The sequence below is a fragment of the Natrinema sp. DC36 genome, assembly GCF_020405225.1.
In the GTDB taxonomy this organism is placed as follows: domain Archaea; phylum Halobacteriota; class Halobacteria; order Halobacteriales; family Natrialbaceae; genus Natrinema.
This window is the reverse complement of record NZ_CP084472.1, coordinates 74,103-93,850: the sequence shown is the minus strand read 5'-3', so window position 1 is coordinate 93,850 and position 19,748 is coordinate 74,103. Positions and strand designations below refer to the sequence as shown.

General features: G+C 65.0%; 16 protein-coding genes. 11 read left to right on the top strand and 5 right to left on the bottom strand.

What is annotated here, in order from left to right; genetic code table 11:
• Positions 1–40: 40 nt before the first annotated feature.
• From smc to LDH74_RS00435, 5 genes are all read left to right on the top strand, one after another.
• Positions 41–3,631, top strand: coding sequence for a chromosome segregation protein SMC (gene smc / locus LDH74_RS00455; RefSeq protein ID WP_226040673.1), 3,591 nt, complete (start codon positions 41–43; stop codon positions 3,629–3,631).
• The gene (locus tag LDH74_RS00450; RefSeq protein ID WP_226040672.1) at positions 3,624–4,649 is read left to right on the top strand and encodes a ScpA family protein; all 1,026 of its coding nucleotides are present in this window, start codon (positions 3,624–3,626) and stop codon (positions 4,647–4,649) included. The genes smc and LDH74_RS00450 overlap by 8 nt, the downstream gene beginning before the upstream one ends.
• A gap of 342 nt (positions 4,650–4,991) precedes the next feature.
• Entirely contained in the window at positions 4,992–5,567 is a 576-nt protein-coding gene (locus LDH74_RS00445; RefSeq protein WP_226040671.1) for a hypothetical protein, read from the top strand.
• Positions 5,564–6,013 carry a hypothetical protein gene (locus tag LDH74_RS00440; protein ID WP_226040670.1) on the top strand — a complete coding sequence of 150 codons (450 nt, stop codon included), beginning with the start codon at positions 5,564–5,566 and terminating at the stop codon, positions 6,011–6,013. The genes LDH74_RS00445 and LDH74_RS00440 overlap by 4 nt, the downstream gene beginning before the upstream one ends.
• A 107-nt stretch (positions 6,014–6,120) precedes the next feature.
• Entirely contained in the window at positions 6,121–6,774 is a 654-nt protein-coding gene (locus LDH74_RS00435) for a hypothetical protein (protein WP_226040669.1), read from the top strand.
• A 2-nt stretch (positions 6,775–6,776) separates the two neighbouring features.
• On the opposite strand, the gene mtnP is transcribed toward LDH74_RS00435, so the two are convergent.
• A complete protein-coding gene (gene mtnP, locus LDH74_RS00430) occupies positions 6,777–7,637 on the bottom strand; it encodes an S-methyl-5'-thioadenosine phosphorylase (RefSeq protein WP_226042580.1) in 861 nt (286 codons plus the stop codon).
• Positions 7,638–7,787: 150 nt separating this feature from the next.
• Here mtnP and LDH74_RS00425 point away from each other — a divergent pair, with 150 nt between their 5' ends.
• Positions 7,788–9,242, top strand: a complete 1,455-nt coding sequence (locus LDH74_RS00425; RefSeq protein ID WP_226040668.1) for an MATE family efflux transporter — start codon at positions 7,788–7,790, stop codon at positions 9,240–9,242.
• 51 nt (positions 9,243–9,293) lie between these two features.
• Here LDH74_RS00425 and LDH74_RS00420 read toward each other — a convergent pair whose 3' ends face one another.
• On the bottom strand, positions 9,294–9,992 hold the full coding sequence (locus LDH74_RS00420; protein WP_226040667.1) for a phosphoribosyltransferase: 699 nt from the start codon (positions 9,990–9,992) through the stop codon (positions 9,294–9,296).
• A 164-nt stretch (positions 9,993–10,156) separates the two neighbouring features.
• Here LDH74_RS00420 and thiC point away from each other — a divergent pair, with 164 nt between their 5' ends.
• From thiC to ppsA, 4 genes are all read left to right on the top strand, one after another.
• On the top strand, positions 10,157–11,602 hold the full coding sequence (gene thiC, locus LDH74_RS00415; RefSeq protein ID WP_226040666.1) for a phosphomethylpyrimidine synthase ThiC: 1,446 nt from the start codon (positions 10,157–10,159) through the stop codon (positions 11,600–11,602).
• Between the two features lie 107 nt (positions 11,603–11,709).
• Positions 11,710–13,050, top strand: coding sequence for an alpha/beta fold hydrolase (locus LDH74_RS00410; RefSeq protein WP_226040665.1), 1,341 nt, complete (start codon positions 11,710–11,712; stop codon positions 13,048–13,050).
• Positions 13,051–13,111: 61 nt separating this feature from the next.
• Positions 13,112–14,011: a PhzF family phenazine biosynthesis protein gene (locus LDH74_RS00405; protein ID WP_226040664.1), complete on the top strand. Its 900-nt coding sequence runs from the start codon at positions 13,112–13,114 to the stop codon at positions 14,009–14,011.
• A 373-nt stretch (positions 14,012–14,384) separates the two neighbouring features.
• A complete protein-coding gene (ppsA, locus tag LDH74_RS00400) occupies positions 14,385–16,724 on the top strand; it encodes a phosphoenolpyruvate synthase (protein ID WP_226040663.1) in 2,340 nt (779 codons plus the stop codon).
• Between the two features lie 107 nt (positions 16,725–16,831).
• On the opposite strand, the gene LDH74_RS00395 is transcribed toward ppsA, so the two are convergent.
• Positions 16,832–17,041: a hypothetical protein gene (locus LDH74_RS00395; RefSeq protein WP_226040662.1), complete on the bottom strand. Its 210-nt coding sequence runs from the start codon at positions 17,039–17,041 to the stop codon at positions 16,832–16,834.
• 82 nt (positions 17,042–17,123) lie between these two features.
• Here LDH74_RS00395 and LDH74_RS00390 point away from each other — a divergent pair, with 82 nt between their 5' ends.
• A complete protein-coding gene (locus LDH74_RS00390; protein WP_226040661.1) occupies positions 17,124–17,759 on the top strand; it encodes a DUF456 domain-containing protein in 636 nt (211 codons plus the stop codon).
• Here the strand turns inward: LDH74_RS00390 and LDH74_RS00385 are convergent, their stop codons facing one another.
• Together LDH74_RS00385 and LDH74_RS00380 are read right to left on the bottom strand one after the other, a co-directional pair.
• The gene (locus tag LDH74_RS00385) at positions 17,760–18,419 is read right to left on the bottom strand and encodes a metalloregulator ArsR/SmtB family transcription factor (RefSeq protein WP_226040660.1); all 660 of its coding nucleotides are present in this window, start codon (positions 18,417–18,419) and stop codon (positions 17,760–17,762) included.
• Positions 18,420–18,507: 88 nt separating this feature from the next.
• Positions 18,508–19,353: a hypothetical protein gene (locus tag LDH74_RS00380; RefSeq protein WP_226040659.1), complete on the bottom strand. Its 846-nt coding sequence runs from the start codon at positions 19,351–19,353 to the stop codon at positions 18,508–18,510.
• Positions 19,354–19,748 lie beyond the last annotated feature (395 nt).

The following is a 19,748-nucleotide window of genomic DNA, read 5'->3' as shown; positions in this document are numbered from 1 at the left end:
TTTCGGCAGCTACTGACGGTATGGAGGTCGCGCAAAGAGAATGTATATCAAAGCGATCGTCCTCGACAATTTCAAGAGTTTCGGTAGAAAGACGAAGATCCCGTTCTACGAGGATTTCACCGTCGTTACGGGCCCGAACGGCTCCGGGAAGTCGAACATCATCGACGCCGTCCTCTTCGCGCTCGGATTGGCCCGTACCCGCGGGATTCGCGCCGAGAAGCTGACGGATCTCATCTACAACCCCGGTCACGAGGGCGAGGAGACCGCGAGCGGTCCCCGCGAGGCCACCGTCGAGGTCATCCTCGACAACTCCGAGGGCGCTCTCGATCGATCGCAGGTCGTCAACGCCGCGGGCAGCGACGATGTCGGCGACGTCGACGAAATTCGCATTCGACGGCGAGTGAAAGAGACCGAGGACAACTACTACTCCTACTACTATCTCAACGACCGCTCGGTCAACCTCTCGGACATTCAGGATCTGCTCGCACAGGCCGGGATCACGCCGGAGGGGTACAACGTCGTCATGCAGGGCGACGTCACCGAGATCATCAACATGACGCCCCACGCCCGCCGGGAGATCATCGATGAAATCGCGGGCGTCGCGGAGTTCGACGCCAAGAAAGAAGACGCCTTCGGCGAACTCGAGACGGTCCAGGAACGGATCGACGAGGCCGAACTCCGCATCGAGGAGAAACGCGACCGCCTCGACCAGCTCGCGGACGAACGCCGGGAGGCCATGCGCTACCGCCGGCTCCGCCGCGAAAAGGAGGAGTACGAGGGCTACAAGAAAGCCAGCGAACTCGAGGAGAAACGCGCCGAACTCGCGTCGGTCGAGCGCGAGGTCGACGACCTCGAGGACGAACTCCGAGAGCTCCAGCGCGAACTCGACGAGCGCGAGGGGACGGTCATCCGCCTCCAGGAAGACCTCGAGGACCTGAACGCGGACATCGAACGCAAGGGCGAGGACGAACAGCTCAGGATCAAAAGCGAGATCGAGGAGATCAAAGGCGACATCTCGCGGCTCGAGGACAAGATCGAGGCCAGCGAGGAGGCGATCGAGGAGGCCGAATCCAAGCGCCGCGAGGCGTTCGTCCAGATCGATCGCAAGCAGGAGACGATCGACGACCTCACGGACGAGATGCGCGAGCACAAACTCGAGAAGGCCTCGATCAAATCCGAGATTCAGGAACGCGAGAACGAGCGCGACGAACTCGAGGCCGAAATCGACGCCGTCGACACCGAGTTCGACGAACTCAAGACCGATCTGGCCGAGCGTAAAGAGCAGCTAGAGGACGCGAAGACGGAGCGGAACGACCTCCAGCGCGAACAGGATCGCCTACTCGACGAAGCCCGCCGCCGCTCGAACGCGATCAGCGAGAAAGAAGCGACGATCGAGGAGAGACGCGAGGAGCTCCCCGAACTCGAGAGCCAGCGCGGCGACCTCGAGCGGGAACTCGAGAAGGCAAAGCGGAACCGCGCGAACATCGCGGAGGTCGTCGACGACCTGAAAAGCGAGAAGCGACGGCTGCAGTCCGATATCGACGATCTCGACGACGAGATCCAGGCGAAACAACAGGAATACGCCGAACTCGAGGCCAACGCGGGCGAGAGCGGCGATTCCTCGTTCGGTCGCGCGGTGACGACGATCCTCAACTCGGGGATCGACGGCGTTCACGGCGCTGTCGCCCAGCTGGGGACCGTTCCCGGCGAGTACGCGGTCGCCTGCGAGACCGCGGCCGGCGGTCGGCTGGCGAACGTGATCGTCGACGACGACGTCATCGGTCAGCAGTGTATCGAGCACCTCAAGTCCCGAAACGCGGGGAGAGCGACCTTCCTGCCGCTGACGGACATGAGCCAGCGTCGGCTCCCCAACGCGCCGAGCGATCCGGGGATCGTCGACTTCGCGTACAATCTCGTCGACTTCGATAGCGAATACGCCGGAGTCTTCTCCTACGTCCTCGGTGACACGCTGGTCGTCGAGGACATCGAGACCGCCCGCTCGTACATGGGCGACTATCGGATGGTTACGCTCGACGGCGACTTAGTCGAGAAGAGCGGCGCGATGACCGGCGGCTCCGGCGGCGGCTCGCGCTACTCTTTTACCGGCGGCGGCGAGGGCCAACTCGAGCGCGTCGCGAAACAGATCACGGAACTGCAGGAGGAACGGCAGTCGCTCCGCGAGGACGCCCGCGGCGTCGAGGAGCGACTCGACGACGCTCGCGACCGCAAGAGCGACGCGGCCGACGAGGTTCGGTCGATCGAGTCCGAACTCGAGGGGCTCGACGAGAAACGCGAGGAGATCGAGGCCGAGATCGAGGATCTCGAGTCGGACCTCGAGGAGCTTCGCGAGGAGCGCGAATCGGTCGACGAGCGGATGAACGAGATCTCCGAGGAGATCGACGCGAAGACGGCGACGGTCGAGGAACTCGAGGCGGACATCGCCGATCTCGAGCGCGAGCTCGCGGACTCGAAGATCCCCGAGCTGACCGACCAGATCGAGACGCTCGAGGCCGAGATCGACGAGCGCGAGGACCGGACGCAGGAGCTCGACAACGAACTCAACGAGCTGAGCCTCGAGAAGGAGTACGCCGAGGACGCCATCGAGGACCTCCACGACGACATCGAGGCCGCGCAAAATCGGACGGCCGAGCACGAAGACAGGATCGACGAGTACGAGACGGAAATCGACGGGAAACGCGAGACGCTCGAGGCGAAACACGAGGCCGTCGCGGAACTCGAAGAAGAGCTCACGGAACTGAAAGCCGAGCGCAGCGACCTCAAGGAGGAGTTGTCCGAGGCTCGGACGGACCGCGACAAACAGCAGGATCGGGTCAACGCCGTCGAAAGCAAACTCGAGGACGCCGGCGAGCGCGCGAGCAGCCTCGAGTGGGAGATCGAGTCCCTCGAATCGGAGGTCGGCGACTACGACCCCGAGAACGTGCCGGACCACGACACCGTCCTCGAGATGATCGAGTACCTGCAGGCGGATATGGAGGCGATGGAGCCGGTGAACATGCTCGCGATCGACGAGTACGACGAGGTCAAGAGCGATCTCGAGACGCTCGAGGAGGGCAGGGAAACGCTGGTCGAAGAGGCCGACGGGATCCGCGAGCGGATCGAGCAGTACGAGACCCAGAAGAAACAGACGTTCATGGACGCCTACGACGCGATCGCCGCACACTTCACCGAAATATTCGAGAAGCTTTCGGAGGGGACGGGGACGCTGCACCTCGAGAACGAGGCGGATCCGTTCGACGGCGGGCTGACGATGAAGGCACAGCCGGGCGACAAGCCGATTCAGCGCCTGGACGCGATGTCCGGCGGCGAGAAGTCGCTGACCGCACTCGCCTTTATCTTCGCGATCCAGCGACACAACCCGGCTCCGTTCTACGCGCTCGACGAGGTCGACGCCTTCCTCGACGCCGTCAACGCCGATCGGATCGGCGAGATGGTCGACGAACTCTCCGAGAAGGCGCAGTTCGTCGTCGTCTCTCACCGGTCGGCGATGCTCGATCGCTCCGAGCGGGCGATCGGCGTGACGATGCAACAGGATAACGTGAGCGCGGTGACCGGGATCGATCTGAGCGACGGCGGCGACGGGAGCGGGGAGGAGGTGCCGGTCAGTGACTAATCACGACGAATTGTATACTGATGGAGGGGACGAGATTCCCCTCGACATCGCGGGCCACGAGGACCGCGAGCGCCCCGGGGACGCGGACTCGAGGACGGACGGTGATTCCGACGCCGAGAGCCCGCCGGCCGGGTCCGACGGTTCCGTCCTCGAGTTTGCGGACGTCGAAACGGCCACGGAGACGGCCGAAGACGACGAAGACGAGGAGACGGTCGAGCCCGTCGAACTGCTCGTCCAGCTCGCGAAGGACGGCGAAATCGACCCCTGGGATATCGACATCGTCGCGGTCACCGACAAGTTCCTCGAGGCGATCGACGAGGTCGACCTGCGAACCTCCGGCCGGGCGCTGTTCTACGCGAGCGTCCTCCTGCGGATGAAAAGCGACGAACTGTTCGCCACCGACGAGCCCGACGAGGAGGAGCTCCCGCCGTGGGAAGCGCCCTTCGCCGATGACGGGCCGATGGATCCGGAGGACGACGACGGCCGGGAGTACCCGCCGGGATTCGACCCCGTGGAGAACCTCGAGGAAGAAATGGAACGCCGCCTCGAGCGCAAGCACGCCCGCGGGAAGCCGGAAACGCTGGACGAACTGGTCCGCGAGCTTCGGACCGCCGAGCGCGACACCTGGTGGAAGGAGTCGCGAAGTTACGATACGAGCGACTCTCCGAAGGGGTACGACCGCGGCGTGCAGGAGCTGAACTACCACTCCGGCGACGACTTCCGGGTCGACGACGAGCCGACCAGCGACGACGTGACCCACACGACTCACGAGGAGGACATCGAGGCTGTCATCGACGACGTCGAGACGGAACTCGAAAAGCACTACGAGCAAGGCCGCGATGAGGTGCTGTACACCGAGATCGACGAGATTGGCGGCACGCGCGTGATGACCTACCTCGCCCTGCTCTTTCTGGCCCATCGGGGCCGGGTCACGCTCGAGCAGGACGAACTGTTCGGCGACCTCTGGGTCAAGGAGGCTACAGTGGAGGCGGAGCCGAGCGAAGCGATCGCCGACTGAGTGTTCTGAACCGGTTCGTTGTTCGGCTCGAGTGGCGCTACGTGACGGCTGTCACAGCGCCACGTCCACCGGCCGCTCAACCGTCCGCTCGATGAATCGGGACGATGATCGGGGACTGGGATAGTCGGGAACGGTCCGATACGGTCGTCGCGTCTGCAGACGCCGTTCGTGCAGGCGATACCAGTTTAGCTGAATCACGAGCGCGCCGTCCACGAGCGACCGTCGGAACCGATCGGCTGTTCCGCAGGTATGATGATACCGTGCGTCCGTTCACCGACCGTGAAGGTCGAGGGATATTCCGTCGAGAAAAGATTTATTCCGCTTCGGCTCGACGTATTAGCTATGGACGAACCGAACTCGGAACTGACGGCGAGTGCTGAGGAACGCGCAGAATCGCCGGAGTTCGAGTCGCTGACGCCGCCTGCGGAAGTCGTTCACGGTGATCGCACGCGCGACGACTTCTTCGATGCGGTTCTCGGACTGGATAGTCCAGCGACGGTCGGTGATGTCGCCGAGTACGCCGGTCACGGGGTAGACGCGGCACGGGAGTACTTGGAGTGGTTCAACCGGATGGGGATCGTCACACGGGTCACCGAGTCGCCGGCGACGTATAAGCGGAATCAGGAGTACCTGAACTGGCGTCGCGTCCAGCGACTCCGGGACCGACACACGACCGATGAACTCCTCGACTACCTGACCGCGGAGACGGAGCGCGACGAGGAGTACAGTGAAGTATTCGAGGCTGGCTCCCCGAACGCGGTTTCGATCGTCGCTCGCGCCTCGGAGACCGGGCGCTCGGTCGAGGAGGTCTGGGAAGACGTTTCCGCCTGGAAGACGACTCGTCGTCGGATCAGCCTCCTCGAACGGGCGTTGCGGACTGATTCGGGCGATTCGACAGCGCAGCGAACCGCCGTATGACCGACCGAGACGACGGGACAGGAACACCTGAAGACATCAGCGGAGCACCGGTCGATTTCGACCGGCTCGAGGTCATTACGGAACGGTTGTCTACTGACGACCGATTCGATCAGATCGACGAGCAGCCGTCGTTCGCACCGGATCGGGTGGTGTGCGTATACGATTCCAGTTTCTACCCGCGCAGCGTTCGCACGGCCCGCCTGGAGATCGTGTGGTTCGAGAACGGCGACTGTTCGCTTCATTACCACGAAACGCATGACGGGGGGACGTTCGATCATCGGTGGGATCGGCATCCGTCTGACCACAACGCACGTGATCACGTACATCCCGGTCCCGACGCACCGACACCGGGGACCGACTCGCCACACCCGCCAGATTGGCGTGATATCCTCTCGATGGTACTCGCAGAAATCGAAGACCGGCAACGAAGCTTCTGGCTCGAGTGAGTGAATGAGCGTCAGTTCGTGAATCGACCGACAGTCGTACTGGCTCCCGATCCGACCTCCTCGAACGCCCACAAGCGTTTAGCCCGCACCGGCGAAACCTCGAGTCGATGACGAGGCCGGACGATGTCCTCTTTCGCGCTCGCGTCGAGACGTTCGCGCTGGTTCGGAAGCTGCTGCCAATCGCCCTCCTCGCGGGGGCCATGGTCGGGCCGCTGTACCGGTTCGAGCCGACGGTCGCGATGTGGATCTCTGCCGTGAGCTTCCTGGTGATCCTCGTCGGTCTCCTCCTCGTGAGCCGCCTCCCGCTGTATCCGGCCCACACGTTCGGGATCGAGTACCGGTTCGAGGAGGAGCCGTTCGACACCGGTCGGCGACAGTGCGTCCGCTGCAGCGTGTTGGCCGAATCCGGCACGCACCGCCGCTACGCCAGACAGATCGTCGTCCTCGGCGTGCCACTTCACACCCTCGAGTGGGGGAGCAACGACTTCTGTGGCGACTGCGTGGCGCTCGGGGACGCCGTCGACTCGCGTCCCATGGACGAGCGCACCGCGGTGCCGGATCCGACGCCGACACAATCGACGGCGCGGGAACCGGACCGAAGTCGAGATGTGAAACAGGAACGGGAACGAGAACGGGCAACGGGATCGCCGTCAGGCGGCGAGATGCGATCGGACGGCGAACCGCCGCGCCTCGAGCGGGCCCGGCGTATCGACCGAAGCGACGAGACGACCGCGCTGGAGCTCAGGCGCGCGTTCGACTAGACTCACTCGAGGTAGTCGCCGGCCAGCAGATCGACGCGCTCGAGCGTCTCTTCGGGGATCGCCTCCTGTGGCGTGTTGATCGTCCCCTCGAGCGCGCTCCAGGCCTCGCTCTCGAAGTCCTCGGGCATCGTTCGGATGGCGCGTTCGACGACCGCGTTGATCGCGTCCTGATTGGCCGCGGCGTTCTCGAGGACCTCCTCGAGGGTGACCTCGCTGTCTTGCTTCCAGACGTCGTAATCGGTGACGCCGGCGACGGTGGCGTAGCTCAGCTCTGCCTCGCGGGCGAGTTTGGCCTCCGGGATGGCGGTCATACCGACGATGTCCCAGCCCTGGTCGCGGTAGAACTCGCTTTCGGCCCGGGTGGAGTACTGTGGCCCTTCGATGCAGACGTACGTGCCGTCTTCCTGGGTTTTCGTTCCGTCGTCGGTCGCTTCCCGTGCCGATTCCGCGAGATGAGAGACCATTTCCGGACAGTAGGGATCGGCGAAGCCCATGTGGACGACCATGCCGTCGCCGAAGAAAGTCGGCGTGCGGTGTTTGGTTCGGTCGAAAATCTGGTCGGGAATGACCAGCGTCCGCGGCGGCAGCTCCTCTCGCAGGCTGCCGACGGCGTTCGTGGCGATGACTCGGTCGACGCCGACCGATTTGAGCGCGTAGATGTTCGCCCGGTAGGCCGCGTCGGTCGGCGGATGCTGATGGTTCTCGCCGTGACGCGGGAGGAACGCGACGTCTCGCCCGGCGAGTTCGCCGCGGGTGACCGCCTCGCTTGGCTCGCCGTACGGTGTCGAAATCTCCGTTTTGCGAGTGTTCTCGAGTGGCAGTGCGTCGTAGATACCGCTGCCGCCGATTACGCCGATCGTCATGGCGAAAGATGGGCCGAGCAGGACCGTAAACGGACTGGTTCCCGTCCCGGGCTCGTCGCGAAGCGGTGGTCCGCACCGGCAGTCGAAACCGATGGCCGTCGCTACCATGGCTCACGAGAATCCAAGTAGCGCCGCCGTCTTGTTTCGGCTATGGGTGCGGAATCGGCCGATGGAACGCTCACGGACGGCCCTCTCGTTCGACCGATGATTCGACTCGCGTGGCCGCTCGTGGTCATCCAGCTGCTACAGGTCGCCTACAACGTGGGCGACACCTTCTGGCTGGGGGCGCTCTCACCCGATGCGGTGGGAGCCGTGAGCCTCGCGTTTCCGATCCTCTTCTTGCTGATCGCGATCGGCGGCGGCTTCACCACGGCCGGCGCGATCCTGATCGCCCAGCACACCGGCGCGAAAAGCGGCGACGCCGGACTGATCGCCGGCCAGACGCTGTCGTTCGTCTCGCTGGTCGCCGTCGGACTGAGTACGCTGGGCTTTTTCGCCACCGGGCCGCTGCTCGCCGCCCTGCCCGCCGACGCCGCGACGCAGGCCGAGATCATCCCGCTCGCGGCCGGCTACCTCCGGATCTTCTTCCTCGGGCTCCCCTTCCTCTTCGGCTTTTTCGTCTTCGTCGCGCTCATGCGCGGCTACGGAACCACTCGCGCGCCGATGCGCGTGATGCTCGTCAGCGTCGTCCTCAATCTCGCGCTCGATCCGTTGTTCATCTTCGGCGTCGGCCCGTTCCCCCGCCTCGAGGTCGAGGGGGCCGCCGTCGCGACCCTCATCTCGCGGGGGCTCGCGACGGCGATCGGCTTTTACTTGCTGTACTACACCAATGTGGGTCCTGATATCCAGCCCAGCCACCTCCGGCCGCGACGAGAGTACGTCGCGAAGATCACCCGGTTGGGGGTCCCGACGGCGCTCGAGCAGTCGATGACGGCCCTCGCCCTCGTCGCGATGACGGCCATCGTTGTGACCTTCCCGCCGGCGGTCGTCGCGGCCTACGGACTCGGCAATCGACTGATCTCGTTGGCCTTCCTGCCGGCGATGGGATTGGGGCAAGCGACGGATTCGATCGTCGGCCAGAATCTCGGTGCGGGCAACCCCGACCGGGCGGCGAGAGCGGTCCGGATCGCCGCGAGCGTGATCGGTGCGGTCATGTTCACGGCCAGTGTATTCGCGCTTCTCTTTCCGGAGCCGTTCGTTTCGGTGTTCGTCACCGCCGACGCGGCTGGGAAAGCGGCGACGATCGATTACGGCGTGACTTATCTCCGCTTCGCCGCGGTCGGCTTCGCCTTCATGGGCGTCTTGCAGGTCGTCCAGGGCGCGTTCCGCGGAGCCGGCAACACGAAGACGGCGCTCGCGTTCGCGGTGCTCGGGCTCTGGATCGTGCGCGTCCCCGTCACCGCCTATCTGGTCTTCGTCGCCGACTGGGGACCGACCGGTATCTGGACGGGCGTCGTGATCGGCGATATCGTCGGTGCGATCGCCGCCGTCGCGTGGTTTTCGCGCGGCACGTGGAAGGGGGCGCTGGTTGACCGAGACGAAGAAGTCGAGGGACCGACTGAGGGGGCGGCGAAAACGGTGGATACCGAGTCGACGTCGGAGTGACGAGCGGACGGGTGGACGGGGAGCTACCTCGAGCGGAAAACGGGTCGACAGTCAGTTCTCGACGAGCGCCCACTCTCCCGTCCCGACCGATTCGAGCACCTCGCGGCGTTCCATCTCGCTCAGGACTTCCGATAGCCGGTCGGGCTGGGCGATCTCCATCTCGATGCGCTCGATACCGTGGTGTTCGGTGAGGAAGTAACGGACCTCGTCGTTCGTGAAGCTCTCCTGGTCGGCCTTCTCCATCGCACTGGTGATCAGGTCCACCATGTCCTCGATGAAGTTCCACGGGTAGACGACCCAGGTCCACTCCTCGAGCCGTTCGCCGACGTAGTCGGGCTGGAACTCGCTGGTACCGAGCAGCTGCAGGGTCGCGGTGCGGACCTCGCCGGCGTCGCGGTCGTCGACGTACTCGTATGCGCGCTCGATCGAGCCGCCGGTGTCGGCGATATCGTCGATGATAAGGACGTCCTTGCCCTCGACGCTGCCCTCCGGCATCGGGTAGCGGACGGTCGGCTCGCCGGACTTCTCGGCGGCGCCGACGTAGTGTTCCATCTTCAGGCTCGTCAGGTCGTTCAGCCCGAGGAAGTCACAGAGACACCGCCCCGCGAACCAGCCGCCGCGGGCCAGCGCGACGACGACGTCCGGCTCGAACTCGTCGTCACGCACGTCGTCGGCGACGTCCCGACACAGGCCGTAAATATACTCCCAGTTGGTTATCGTGCAGTCGAAATCGTCCGGTAGGTCGGACATCTGATGGCCACCTACCCGGTCTCTCGAGCGCGGCCCCCTTAAGTCGGCTGAAACGATCCGCTCGTCTCGAGCGAGGGCAGCGAGTCCTCATCCAGCGAACTTCCCGTCACTGCGGGGGACCGGCATCCGGCAATTTATAACCAAGTAGTATAATCTAGTTATCGATGCCGCAGACACAGATTCAGGCCGCCCGCGAGGGGACGGTGACGCCCGAGATGGAACGCGTCGCCGAACGAGAGAACCGCGATCCGGCGTTCGTCCGCGAGCAGGTCGCCGAGGGGCGGGCCGTGATTCCGGCGAACGTCAACCACGACGCGCTCGACGCGATGATCATCGGCCGCGAGTTCGCGACGAAAGTCAACGCCAACATCGGCAACAGCGAGACGACCAGCGACCTCGAGACGGAACTCGAGAAACTCCACACTGCGGTCCACTACGGCGCGGACACGGTGATGGATCTGGGAACCGGGAGCGATCTGGACGAGATTCGGGAAGCCCATATCGAACACTCGCCGATACCGCTCGGGACGGTGCCGCTGTACGAGGCGGTCAAGCAGGCCGGGAGCCCCGAAGACGTGACGAAAGACCTGCTGCTCGAGATCATCGCAAAGCAGGCCGAGCAGGGCGTCGACTACATGACGATCCACGCGGGGATCCTCGCGGAGCACCTGCCGCTGACCGACGGCCGGAAGACGGGAATCGTCTCTCGAGGCGGCTCGATTATGGCCAAGTGGATGGAGGAACACGGCGAGCAGAACCCGCTGTATCAGATCTTTCCCGAAATCTGTGAGATTTTCGCCGAGCACGACGTGACGTTCAGTCTGGGCGACAGTCTGCGACCGGGCTGTCTGGCGGACGCCTGCGACGAGGCTCAGTACGCCGAACTCGACACGCTGGGCGAACTCACTCGCGTCGGCTGGGACCGCGGCGTCCAGGTGATGGTCGAAGGGCCGGGCCACGTTCCGATGCACAAAGTTGTGGAGAACGTCGAGCGACAGCAGGAGGTCTGCGACGGCGCGCCCTTTTACGTGCTCGGTCCGCTGGTGACCGACATCGCACCGGGCTACGACCACATCACGAGCGCGATCGGTGCGGCGATGGCCGCCCAGGCCGGTGCCGCAATGTTGTGTTACGTTACCCCGAAAGAACACCTCGGCCTCCCCGAGGAGGAAGACGTCCGGGACGGCCTCGCGGCCTATCGGATCGCCGCCCACGCCGGCGACGTCGGAAACGAACGGCCCGGTGCTCGAGACTGGGACGATGCCCTCTCGGAGGCCCGCTACGAGTTCGAGTGGCGCGAGCAGTTCGACCTCGCGCTCGATCCCGACCGCGCCCGGTCGTTCCACGATCAGACGCTCCCCGAAGACAACTACAAAGAGGCCCGATTCTGCTCGATGTGTGGCGCGGAGTTCTGTTCGATGCGGATCGACCAGGATGCACGCGAGGACGGCGAGATGAAAGCGATCGAGGGCAAGAAACGGACGGACCTCGAGTCCTCGCCCGCTGCGGACGTAAATCGGCCGCCCGTCGGGACTCACCGGTCCGGCAATCTGCCGCCGATGGCGGACCACGAGCACGGTGATCCGCTCGAGGAAGCAGGAGACGATTGATCCGCAACTGGCCGTGAGTCGTGGACACCTTCGAATATCAAACCCAAACACAGTCACAGAGAATCGACCTCGTCTTTATCTGACAAACCGTGGTCGGTTCGGTATCGATGGCACCTCGACGACGGACCGTTCTGGCGGCGGTATCAACGGCGACAGCGACGGCAGCGGCCGGCTGTACCGATCTGCTCGGGATCGGCGCTGACGACGAAACCGACGGCTCAAGGTCGGCCGACGAGGTAGCGACGGCGTTCGTCGACGACCTCGCAAACGGACGGTTCGAACGGGCCAGTGAACGATTCGTGGAGAACGAACGGGACCGGTACGGCGATCCCGGTCGACTCGAACGAGTCTGGCTGGCCTTCGCGACGGTCGGCGGCGCGTTCGAGAAAGTCGTCGACGCGAGCGTGACTGCTGGCAACCAGGGTAATCTGGTCACCGTGACGCTGTCGTTCGACCGCGGCGATCACGACTGCGGCGTCATCGTCGATACCGAGTCGCGGATCCGCAACTGTGGCATCGCCGACGAGTACGAACGACCGGCGTACGTCGATCCGAACGCGTTCGGCGAGCGGGATGTCTCGCTCTCGGTTCCGGACTGCTCGCTGTCGGGGACCGTCGCGACGCCCGCGGACGGCGACGGGGTTCCCGGGGCCGTCCTCGTTCACGACGACGGTCCGATGACCGCGGACACTCCCCGAGGCGCCACGAGGACGTTTGCGGACCTCGCAGAGGGGCTCGCCACGCGGGGCGTCGCGTCTCTCAGATACGACAAACGCAATACTGCCTGCGAGGTCGCGCTCGACGAGTACACGCTCGATCGCGTCACCGTCGACGACGCCGCGGTCGCGATCGAGCGGCTCCGGGCCGTCGACGGCGTCGACCCGGACCGGATCGTCGTCGTCGGGCACGGACTCGGCGGCCGAGCCGCGCCAAGGATCGCCGCTCGAGACGGCGATCTCGCCGGCGTCGTCGGGCTGGCCGCGCCGGCACGGCCGTATCGCGAACTGACCCTCGAGCAACTCGAGCACAAGGCGACGGTCGGGAGCCACGAGTGGGAAGATCTGCGCGCCACGTACGAGACCTGGGTCGACGAGAGCGACCGGCTCCGAGAGGGCGAGTACGACCCCGACGAACGGCTGCTCGGGAAACCGGGTGCCTTCTGGGACAGTATCGCGGCGTACGACCACGTCCAGACTGCGGCCGAGGTCGACGTTCCGTTCCGATTCCTGCAGGGCGAGCGCGACTTTCAGGTGACCGTGGCCGACGACCTCGAGCGGTGGGAGCGCGAACTCGAGGGGAAGTCGGCGACGACGTTCGAGACGTACGAGGGACTCAACCACCTGTTCATGCCGGGCGAGGGCGAGTCGCTGGCGTTCGCGTACGCCGTTCGGAACAACGTGGCCGAGGAGGTCGTCGACGACATCGCCGCGTGGATCGGCGAGCGGTGACTGCGCCGTCCGCCGACGGCGGGACCGAGGATTCATACGCCGGTCGCACCACCCACGTCGTATGGAGACGATTCGGATCTTGCAGGTCGACGCCTTCACCGACGAACCGCTCACCGGGAACCCGGCGGGCGTCGTTCCGAGCGCGGACGGCCTCTCGGACGACCAGATGCAAGCGATCGCCGCCGAAATGGCCGTCAGCGAGACGGCGTTCCTCCGCTCGAGCGAGAACGCCGACCGTCGCGTTCGGTACTTTACCCCCACACAGGAGGTCGATCTCTGTGGTCACGCGACGATCGGTAGCTTCGCCCACCTTCACGACGAGGGGCTCGAGGCCGGATCGACGACCCTCGAGACGAACGTCGGCGTCCTCGAGATCGAGGTCGCCGAGGACGGTACGGTCTGGATGACGCAGGACGACCCGTCGATCCGCGAGGTCGATGTCGGCTACGACCGCGTCGCGGACGCGCTGGGCGTCGATGCGGCCGCACTCGAGGGCGCGAGCGCCGACATTCCGCTCGCGGTGTCCTCGACCGGCCTGCCGTTCCTGATCGCGCCGATCACGTACCTCTCGGACGTCGGCAGCGCCGAGCCCGATATGACCGCGATCGAGGCGCTCACCGACGCGGTCGACGCCGCGGGCGTCTACCTCTTTTCGTTCGACGCGCTCGAACCCGAGTCGACGCTCCACGGTCGCATGTTCGCGCCGGGAGCCGGCGTCCCGGAGGACCCCGTGACCGGCACCGCCAGCGGGGCCGTCTGCGCGTACCTCGATCACTTCGGCGCGTTCGACGACGACCTGCCCGAGGAGCTTCGACTCGAGCAGGGCCACTACGTCGACCGGCCGGGTCTGGTCCGCGTCCGCCTCGACGACGGGGTGCAAGTCGGCGGCCGCGGCGTGACGGTGCTCGACGGCTCGATCGCCGTCCCCGAAGACGACGAGGACGAGATTCTCGAGGCCTGATATCGGCCACCTCGAGCGTGTGGGGGAGTCGACGAAGCGGCCAGTACTCAAAGCGGCCACTATTTTCGTGGATGGGGTTTACACTGAAACGAGCGAGCGAACAGATATGCAGAGAGACAGCTATCGGTGACTGCGTCCGAGGTCGTTTTCTCACCGCGAGAAACAGGTCGGTCGGCGGTGCCGAGGAGTACTTCCCGAATCTCGAGTCGCGGCGCTGCTATCTTACGAGATGCAGCGGTTCTCGGGCAGTCAGTTCCGATCCGAACGGCCCGTCTGACGACGGAGACGGGTGGAATTCATTCGGTTGCGAGTTGGGATTGATGGCGACCGTTCGCAACCTTCTTTATTCGTTCCAGTGACCACCTCACTAGAGATGGCTGTACTCTGGCTGGACGAGATCAGTGCCGGCGACCTCGAGACGGTCGGCGGTAAAGGTGCCTCCCTGGGCGAGCTCACGGGCGCGGGGCTGCCCGTTCCACCGGGATTCGTCGTGACCGCCGGGACCTATCGATCGTTTATCGAAGAGGCCGAAATCGACGAGGAGCTGTTCGCGGCCGTCGACGTCGACGTCGACGACTCGGCCGCGCTGGCCGACGCTGCCGACCGCGCGCAGGAACTCATCCTCGAGACGCCGTTCCCCGACGAGTTGCAGACGGAGATCCTCGAGAGCTACCACGAGGTCGGCAACGGCGAGGCGTTCGTCGCCGTTCGGTCGTCGGCGACGGCCGAGGACCTGCCGGACGCCTCGTTTGCGGGCCAACAGGAGACGTTCCTCAACGTGACCGAGGAAGCCCTGCTGGACCGCGTTCGGGAGTGTTGGGCCTCGCTGTTCACCCAGCGAGCGATCTACTACCGCCAGGAGCAGGGGTTCGATCACTCCGCGGTGAACATCGCGGTCGTCGTCCAGCAGATGGTCGACGCCGAGAAGTCGGGCGTGATGTTCACGAGCCACCCCTCGACGGGCGACGCGACGATGATCATCGAGGCCGCGTGGGGGCTAGGCGAGGCCGTCGTCTCCGGTGCCGTCTCGCCGGATAACTACGTTATCGATCGCGAGGACCGGTCCATGGACATCACCATCGCCGAAAAGAAGGTGATGCACGAGAAAGACGAGGCGACCGGCCAGACCGTCGAGCGCGAGGTGCCCGAGGACAGGCGGACCCAGCGAGTCGTCTCCGACGACGAGATCGACGATCTCATGGACCTCGGCGAGCGCGTCGAGGATCACTACGGCGAACCCCAGGACGTCGAGTGGGCGATCGTCGACGGCGATGTCTACATGCTCCAGTCGCGCCCGATCACGACGATCGACGAGGACGGGAGGGACGCCGTGGATCCGACCGGAAGCGTCGACGCCGCGAAGGGACTGACCGACGGCAGCGGGAGCGTACAGGCCGCCGAGGGCGGTAGTACTGACGGGACCGACTCGAGCGGTACCGGCGACGTGCTCGTCGACGGGCTCGGCTCGAGTCCGGGGACGGTCAGCGGCCCCGCGCGGATCGTCAAAAAGCTCGACGACCTGGCCAAGGTCGGCGAGGGGGACGTTATCGTCACCGAAATGACGATGCCCGACATGGTGCCCGCGATGAAGCGGGCCTCGGGCATCATCACCGACGAGGGCGGCATGACCAGCCACGCCGCGATCGTCTCCCGCGAACTCGGCGTTCCCGCCATCGTCGGGACGACCAACGCGACGACCGTCCTCGAGGACGGCCAGGTCGTCACGCTCGACGGCGACAAGGGTTCGGTGCTGGAGGGGTCGGCAGTCGATCCGGAAGAAGAAACCGAACCCGTCGAGGAAGTCCGCCCGCAGTCGCCGGTCAAGCCGATGACCGCGACGGAGGTGAAGGTCAACGTCTCCATCCCCGAAGCCGCAGAGCGAGCCGCCGCAACCGGAGCCGACGGCGTCGGCCTCCTGCGGACGGAACACATGATCCTCTCGTTGAACCAGACGCCCGAGAAGTTCATCGAAGAAAACGGCGAGGACGCCTATATCACGGAGCTCGTCGAGGGGATTCGCGGCGTCGCAGACGAGTTCTATCCGCGTCCCGTCCGCGTTCGCACGCTCGACGCCCCGACGGACGAGTTCCGTCAGCTCGAGGGCGGCGAGGACGAGCCCGACGAGCACAACCCGATGCTCGGATACCGGGGCATCAGGCGCTCGCTCGATCGGCCGGACGTCTTCGGCCACGAACTCGAGGCGTTCCGTCGCCTCTACGAGCTGGGGTACGACAACGTCGAGATCATGCTCCCGCTGGTCAACGACGCCGAGGACATCTATCAGGCCAAAGAGTGCATGAAAGAGGCGGGCATCGACCCCGAGAAGCGAAAGTGGGGGGCGATGATCGAGACGCCGGCCGCGGCGCTGTCCGTCGAGGGGATGGCCGAAGCGGGCATCGACTTCGCCTCCTTCGGAACCAACGACCTGACCCAGTACACGCTCGCGGTCGACCGCAACAACGAGCACGTCGCCGACCGCTTCGACGAACTCCACCCCGCAATCCTGCGACTCATCGGTAACGTCATCGAGACGTGTCGCGAACACGACGTCGAGACGAGCATCTGCGGACAGGCCGGCTCCAAACCCGAGATGGCCCGGTTCCTCGTCAACGAAGGGATCAGCTCGATCTCGGCGAACATCGACGCCGTCCGCGACGTCCAACACGAGGTCAAGCGGGTCGAACAGAAGCTCCTGCTCGACTCGGTTCGCTAACGGTCGCGTTCACCGATTTTTCGGACGAGCAGCGTTCGACGCTGTCGCCACGTGTACGCTTGCTGTCGCCACATGTGCATATACTGTCGCTACATGTACACACACAGTCACCACGTATATGCATAGCCAGCGGCGACGAGAAAGACCAGCCCGATCCCGAGTGCCACAACCGCGATTGCGATCCCGAGCAGTCGAAGCAGGTCCGTCATCAGTTCCGGATACTCCGGCTGGGACTCGAGGTTCGCCACGAGCACGTAAATGAACGCTCCGGTCCCGACGGAGAGCAGTCCGAACGCGGCCGTCGCGGCCCAGGTCATAGGATCGGTGGGATGGCCGCCACCGTATAACCTGCGGCCGGAGGGGGAAAGGTCCATGTTGGAGGCCGGCCTGGTTTCGAGCATGAGCGACCGTTCGGACGAGGTGACCGAGAGTCGGGAGCCGGACGCCCCCGCGACCGACGATCTCCTCGAGGAGACGGATCGCCTGCTCTCGGGGTCGGGTCCCACCGTCGACGACGGGCCATCCGAGTCCGCGAGGAGCACGGCGGGCGGCGACAGCGGCGTCGATCCGCTCAGTGAGTTCGATCGCACGCAAGACGGAGGTCTCGAGGCCGACGGTACGGTCGACTCCGGGTCCGAGCCCGGCTCGTCGCGATCGTGGCTCTCACCGATCACGTCGCGACTCTCGCTCGGGCGATACTTCTCGCCGAAGGAGTATCTCGCGCTCGTCGGCGTGCTCAGCGCCGGCGTCCTGGCCGGGGCGACCGTCCTGCCGTTTGCCGGCCGCATGATCGGCATGTTCGCCGTCGCCTTCATAATCGGGCTCCTCGCGTCGAAACGGCGCTATCTCGAGATGAGCGCCGCCGGCGTCTCGGTCGGCGGCGTCGCGGCGGTCATCAGCAACACCGTCCTCATCGCCGTCGGCTCCGGACAGCCGCTCATCGCCGTCGGCGCGACCGTCGGGCTCCTCGCGTCCGTCGTGGGCTACTACTTCGGTCGCGACCTCCGCGACGGACTCTCGCAGGATATCGGCTGATTAGCCGTTGGTCGTCAGTTCCCAGCCGCGTTCCGTCCGGCGAACGACCCCGTTGTCGGCCATCACCTCGAGTAAGTCGGCGACGACTTCGCGGGGAGCGTCGATATCTTCGCTGAGTTCACCGACCGATTTCGGTTCCGAACGGACGCTGGCGAGCAGGTCGGCGTAGATCCGACTCTCCGGGCCAGCACCGACGGTCTCGGAGATGTTCTCGAGCACGTCGTAGAGCTGCCCCTGGACCCATCGCTGGGCCAGCGACAGTTCGTTTTCGAGCCGTTCCAGATCTTCCAACACGGCGAGTAGCTCGTCGAGATCCTCGGTTTCGTCCCACGAGATATCGAGGGAGAGATGTCGACAGGTCGTGATATCGAAACTACTGTTGGCCGGGTAGGCGCTCTTGCTCGCGAAGCCGTACGGCGAGACGTTCACCTCGAGTCGGACGTTCCGGGCGATGTGGAAGTACTTCCGCCGCTGGTCGTCGACGCGGCTCTCGATCAGCCCCGCCTCCTCGAGTTTTCGCAGGTGCTCGATGACCGCCTTGGGACTCACGCCGAGGTATTCAGAAATTTCAGTGACGTAACACGGCTTCCGGGCGAGTAACTGGAGAATTCGCCTCCGGTTTTCGTTCCCGAGCAAATCCAACAGCGCGGCGGAATCCATCGAGACAGCGTTAGTGATCGGCGCTGAAAAGCGTGTCTGCTCGCAGTATGCGACAGATCGACGCGGTTCGAACCCGAGTGAGAGTAGATCAGTCGTCGGCGTCGGCTCCGCTGGGCGTCCCTGAGTCGGTATCGGACCCATCGCTCGATTCGCCGTCCGGTTCGCCAGGATCGGTCGGCGGCGCGCCGGGCGACTGTTTCTCAGCGCCGTTTCCCGACGATCGACCGGTAGGATCGGTTCCCGCACCCGAACCGTTTCCTGGCGCCGTCTCACCGGGTGCGGATCCCGGCGAGCCGGTATCGGGACCGGCTCCCGGCGACCCGTCGTTGGTGGGGCCGCCGCGATCGGCCGGTGGCCCTGCGTCATTAACGGGAGGTCCGCCGCCGGCCACTCCCCGAGCGACCGCCGCGACGTCCGGTCCGGCCTGCTCCGAAGCGGCCTGGCGGATCGCGGTCGCGTTCCCTCGGAGTTCAGCGAGCCGATCCCTGCCGATGCCGGCCTCGTCGGCCCGGGACTCCGTTCGTTCGATCGTCCGCTCGAGGCTGGCGATCTGAACCGTCAGCCGGGCCATTTGCGATCGGTAAGCCCCTGTGGAGAGCTCCCCGCGTCGAGACTCGAGAGCGACGCGTTCGTTCTCGAGTGCAGTTACTTTCGCCTCGAGGGCGTCAGTCCGCTCGCTGACCACCGCTGCTCGGCTTTCGTTGTCGGCGCGCTCGTAGGCCGCATCGAACATCCCCGACTCCACCCCGTTTGTCGTATCGGCTGCGCTCGCCTGCATGACCGTCCCGACGGACGCGTTCGTCGAGTCGGACTGTGAACCGCCGGCGTCGGCGGCCGCGAACGTGTTCGCGACGGCACCGCTCGCGAGCAGCGCGACAGTCAGACCGACGACGGTGAGGGTCACCAGGAGAGCGACCGATCGCGTGCGTCTCATCGTCTTTCTTTTTCGCATGAATGTACTAAAAAGACGGAGCTTCGTTCGAACCGTTTAATCGCACCGACCGAGCGCTGAGATTCGTTTTGAGCGTTCAAGGCGGGTGGAGTATCCGTCAGCGGATTCGATCAGCCGACGGTTTGCGGGCCCGGTTCACCGGTGTTTAGCGGATGGTTCAAATCGTTTCACTCGGAGAGCGAGGCATCAATCACTTGCTACTCCGGTCGGAGTTGCATCACGATTGGTCGCTACTGCGTCCGGCGAGGCGCCGTGAACGCCGATACCGTGATCGGAGAGACGCCACAGTCAGCGCTACTGCAACGGGGGTGATCGTGACATCTCCCCCGGTGGGTGAGGACCCAAGCGAAGCGGCCGCTGACCGGACACTATCTGAA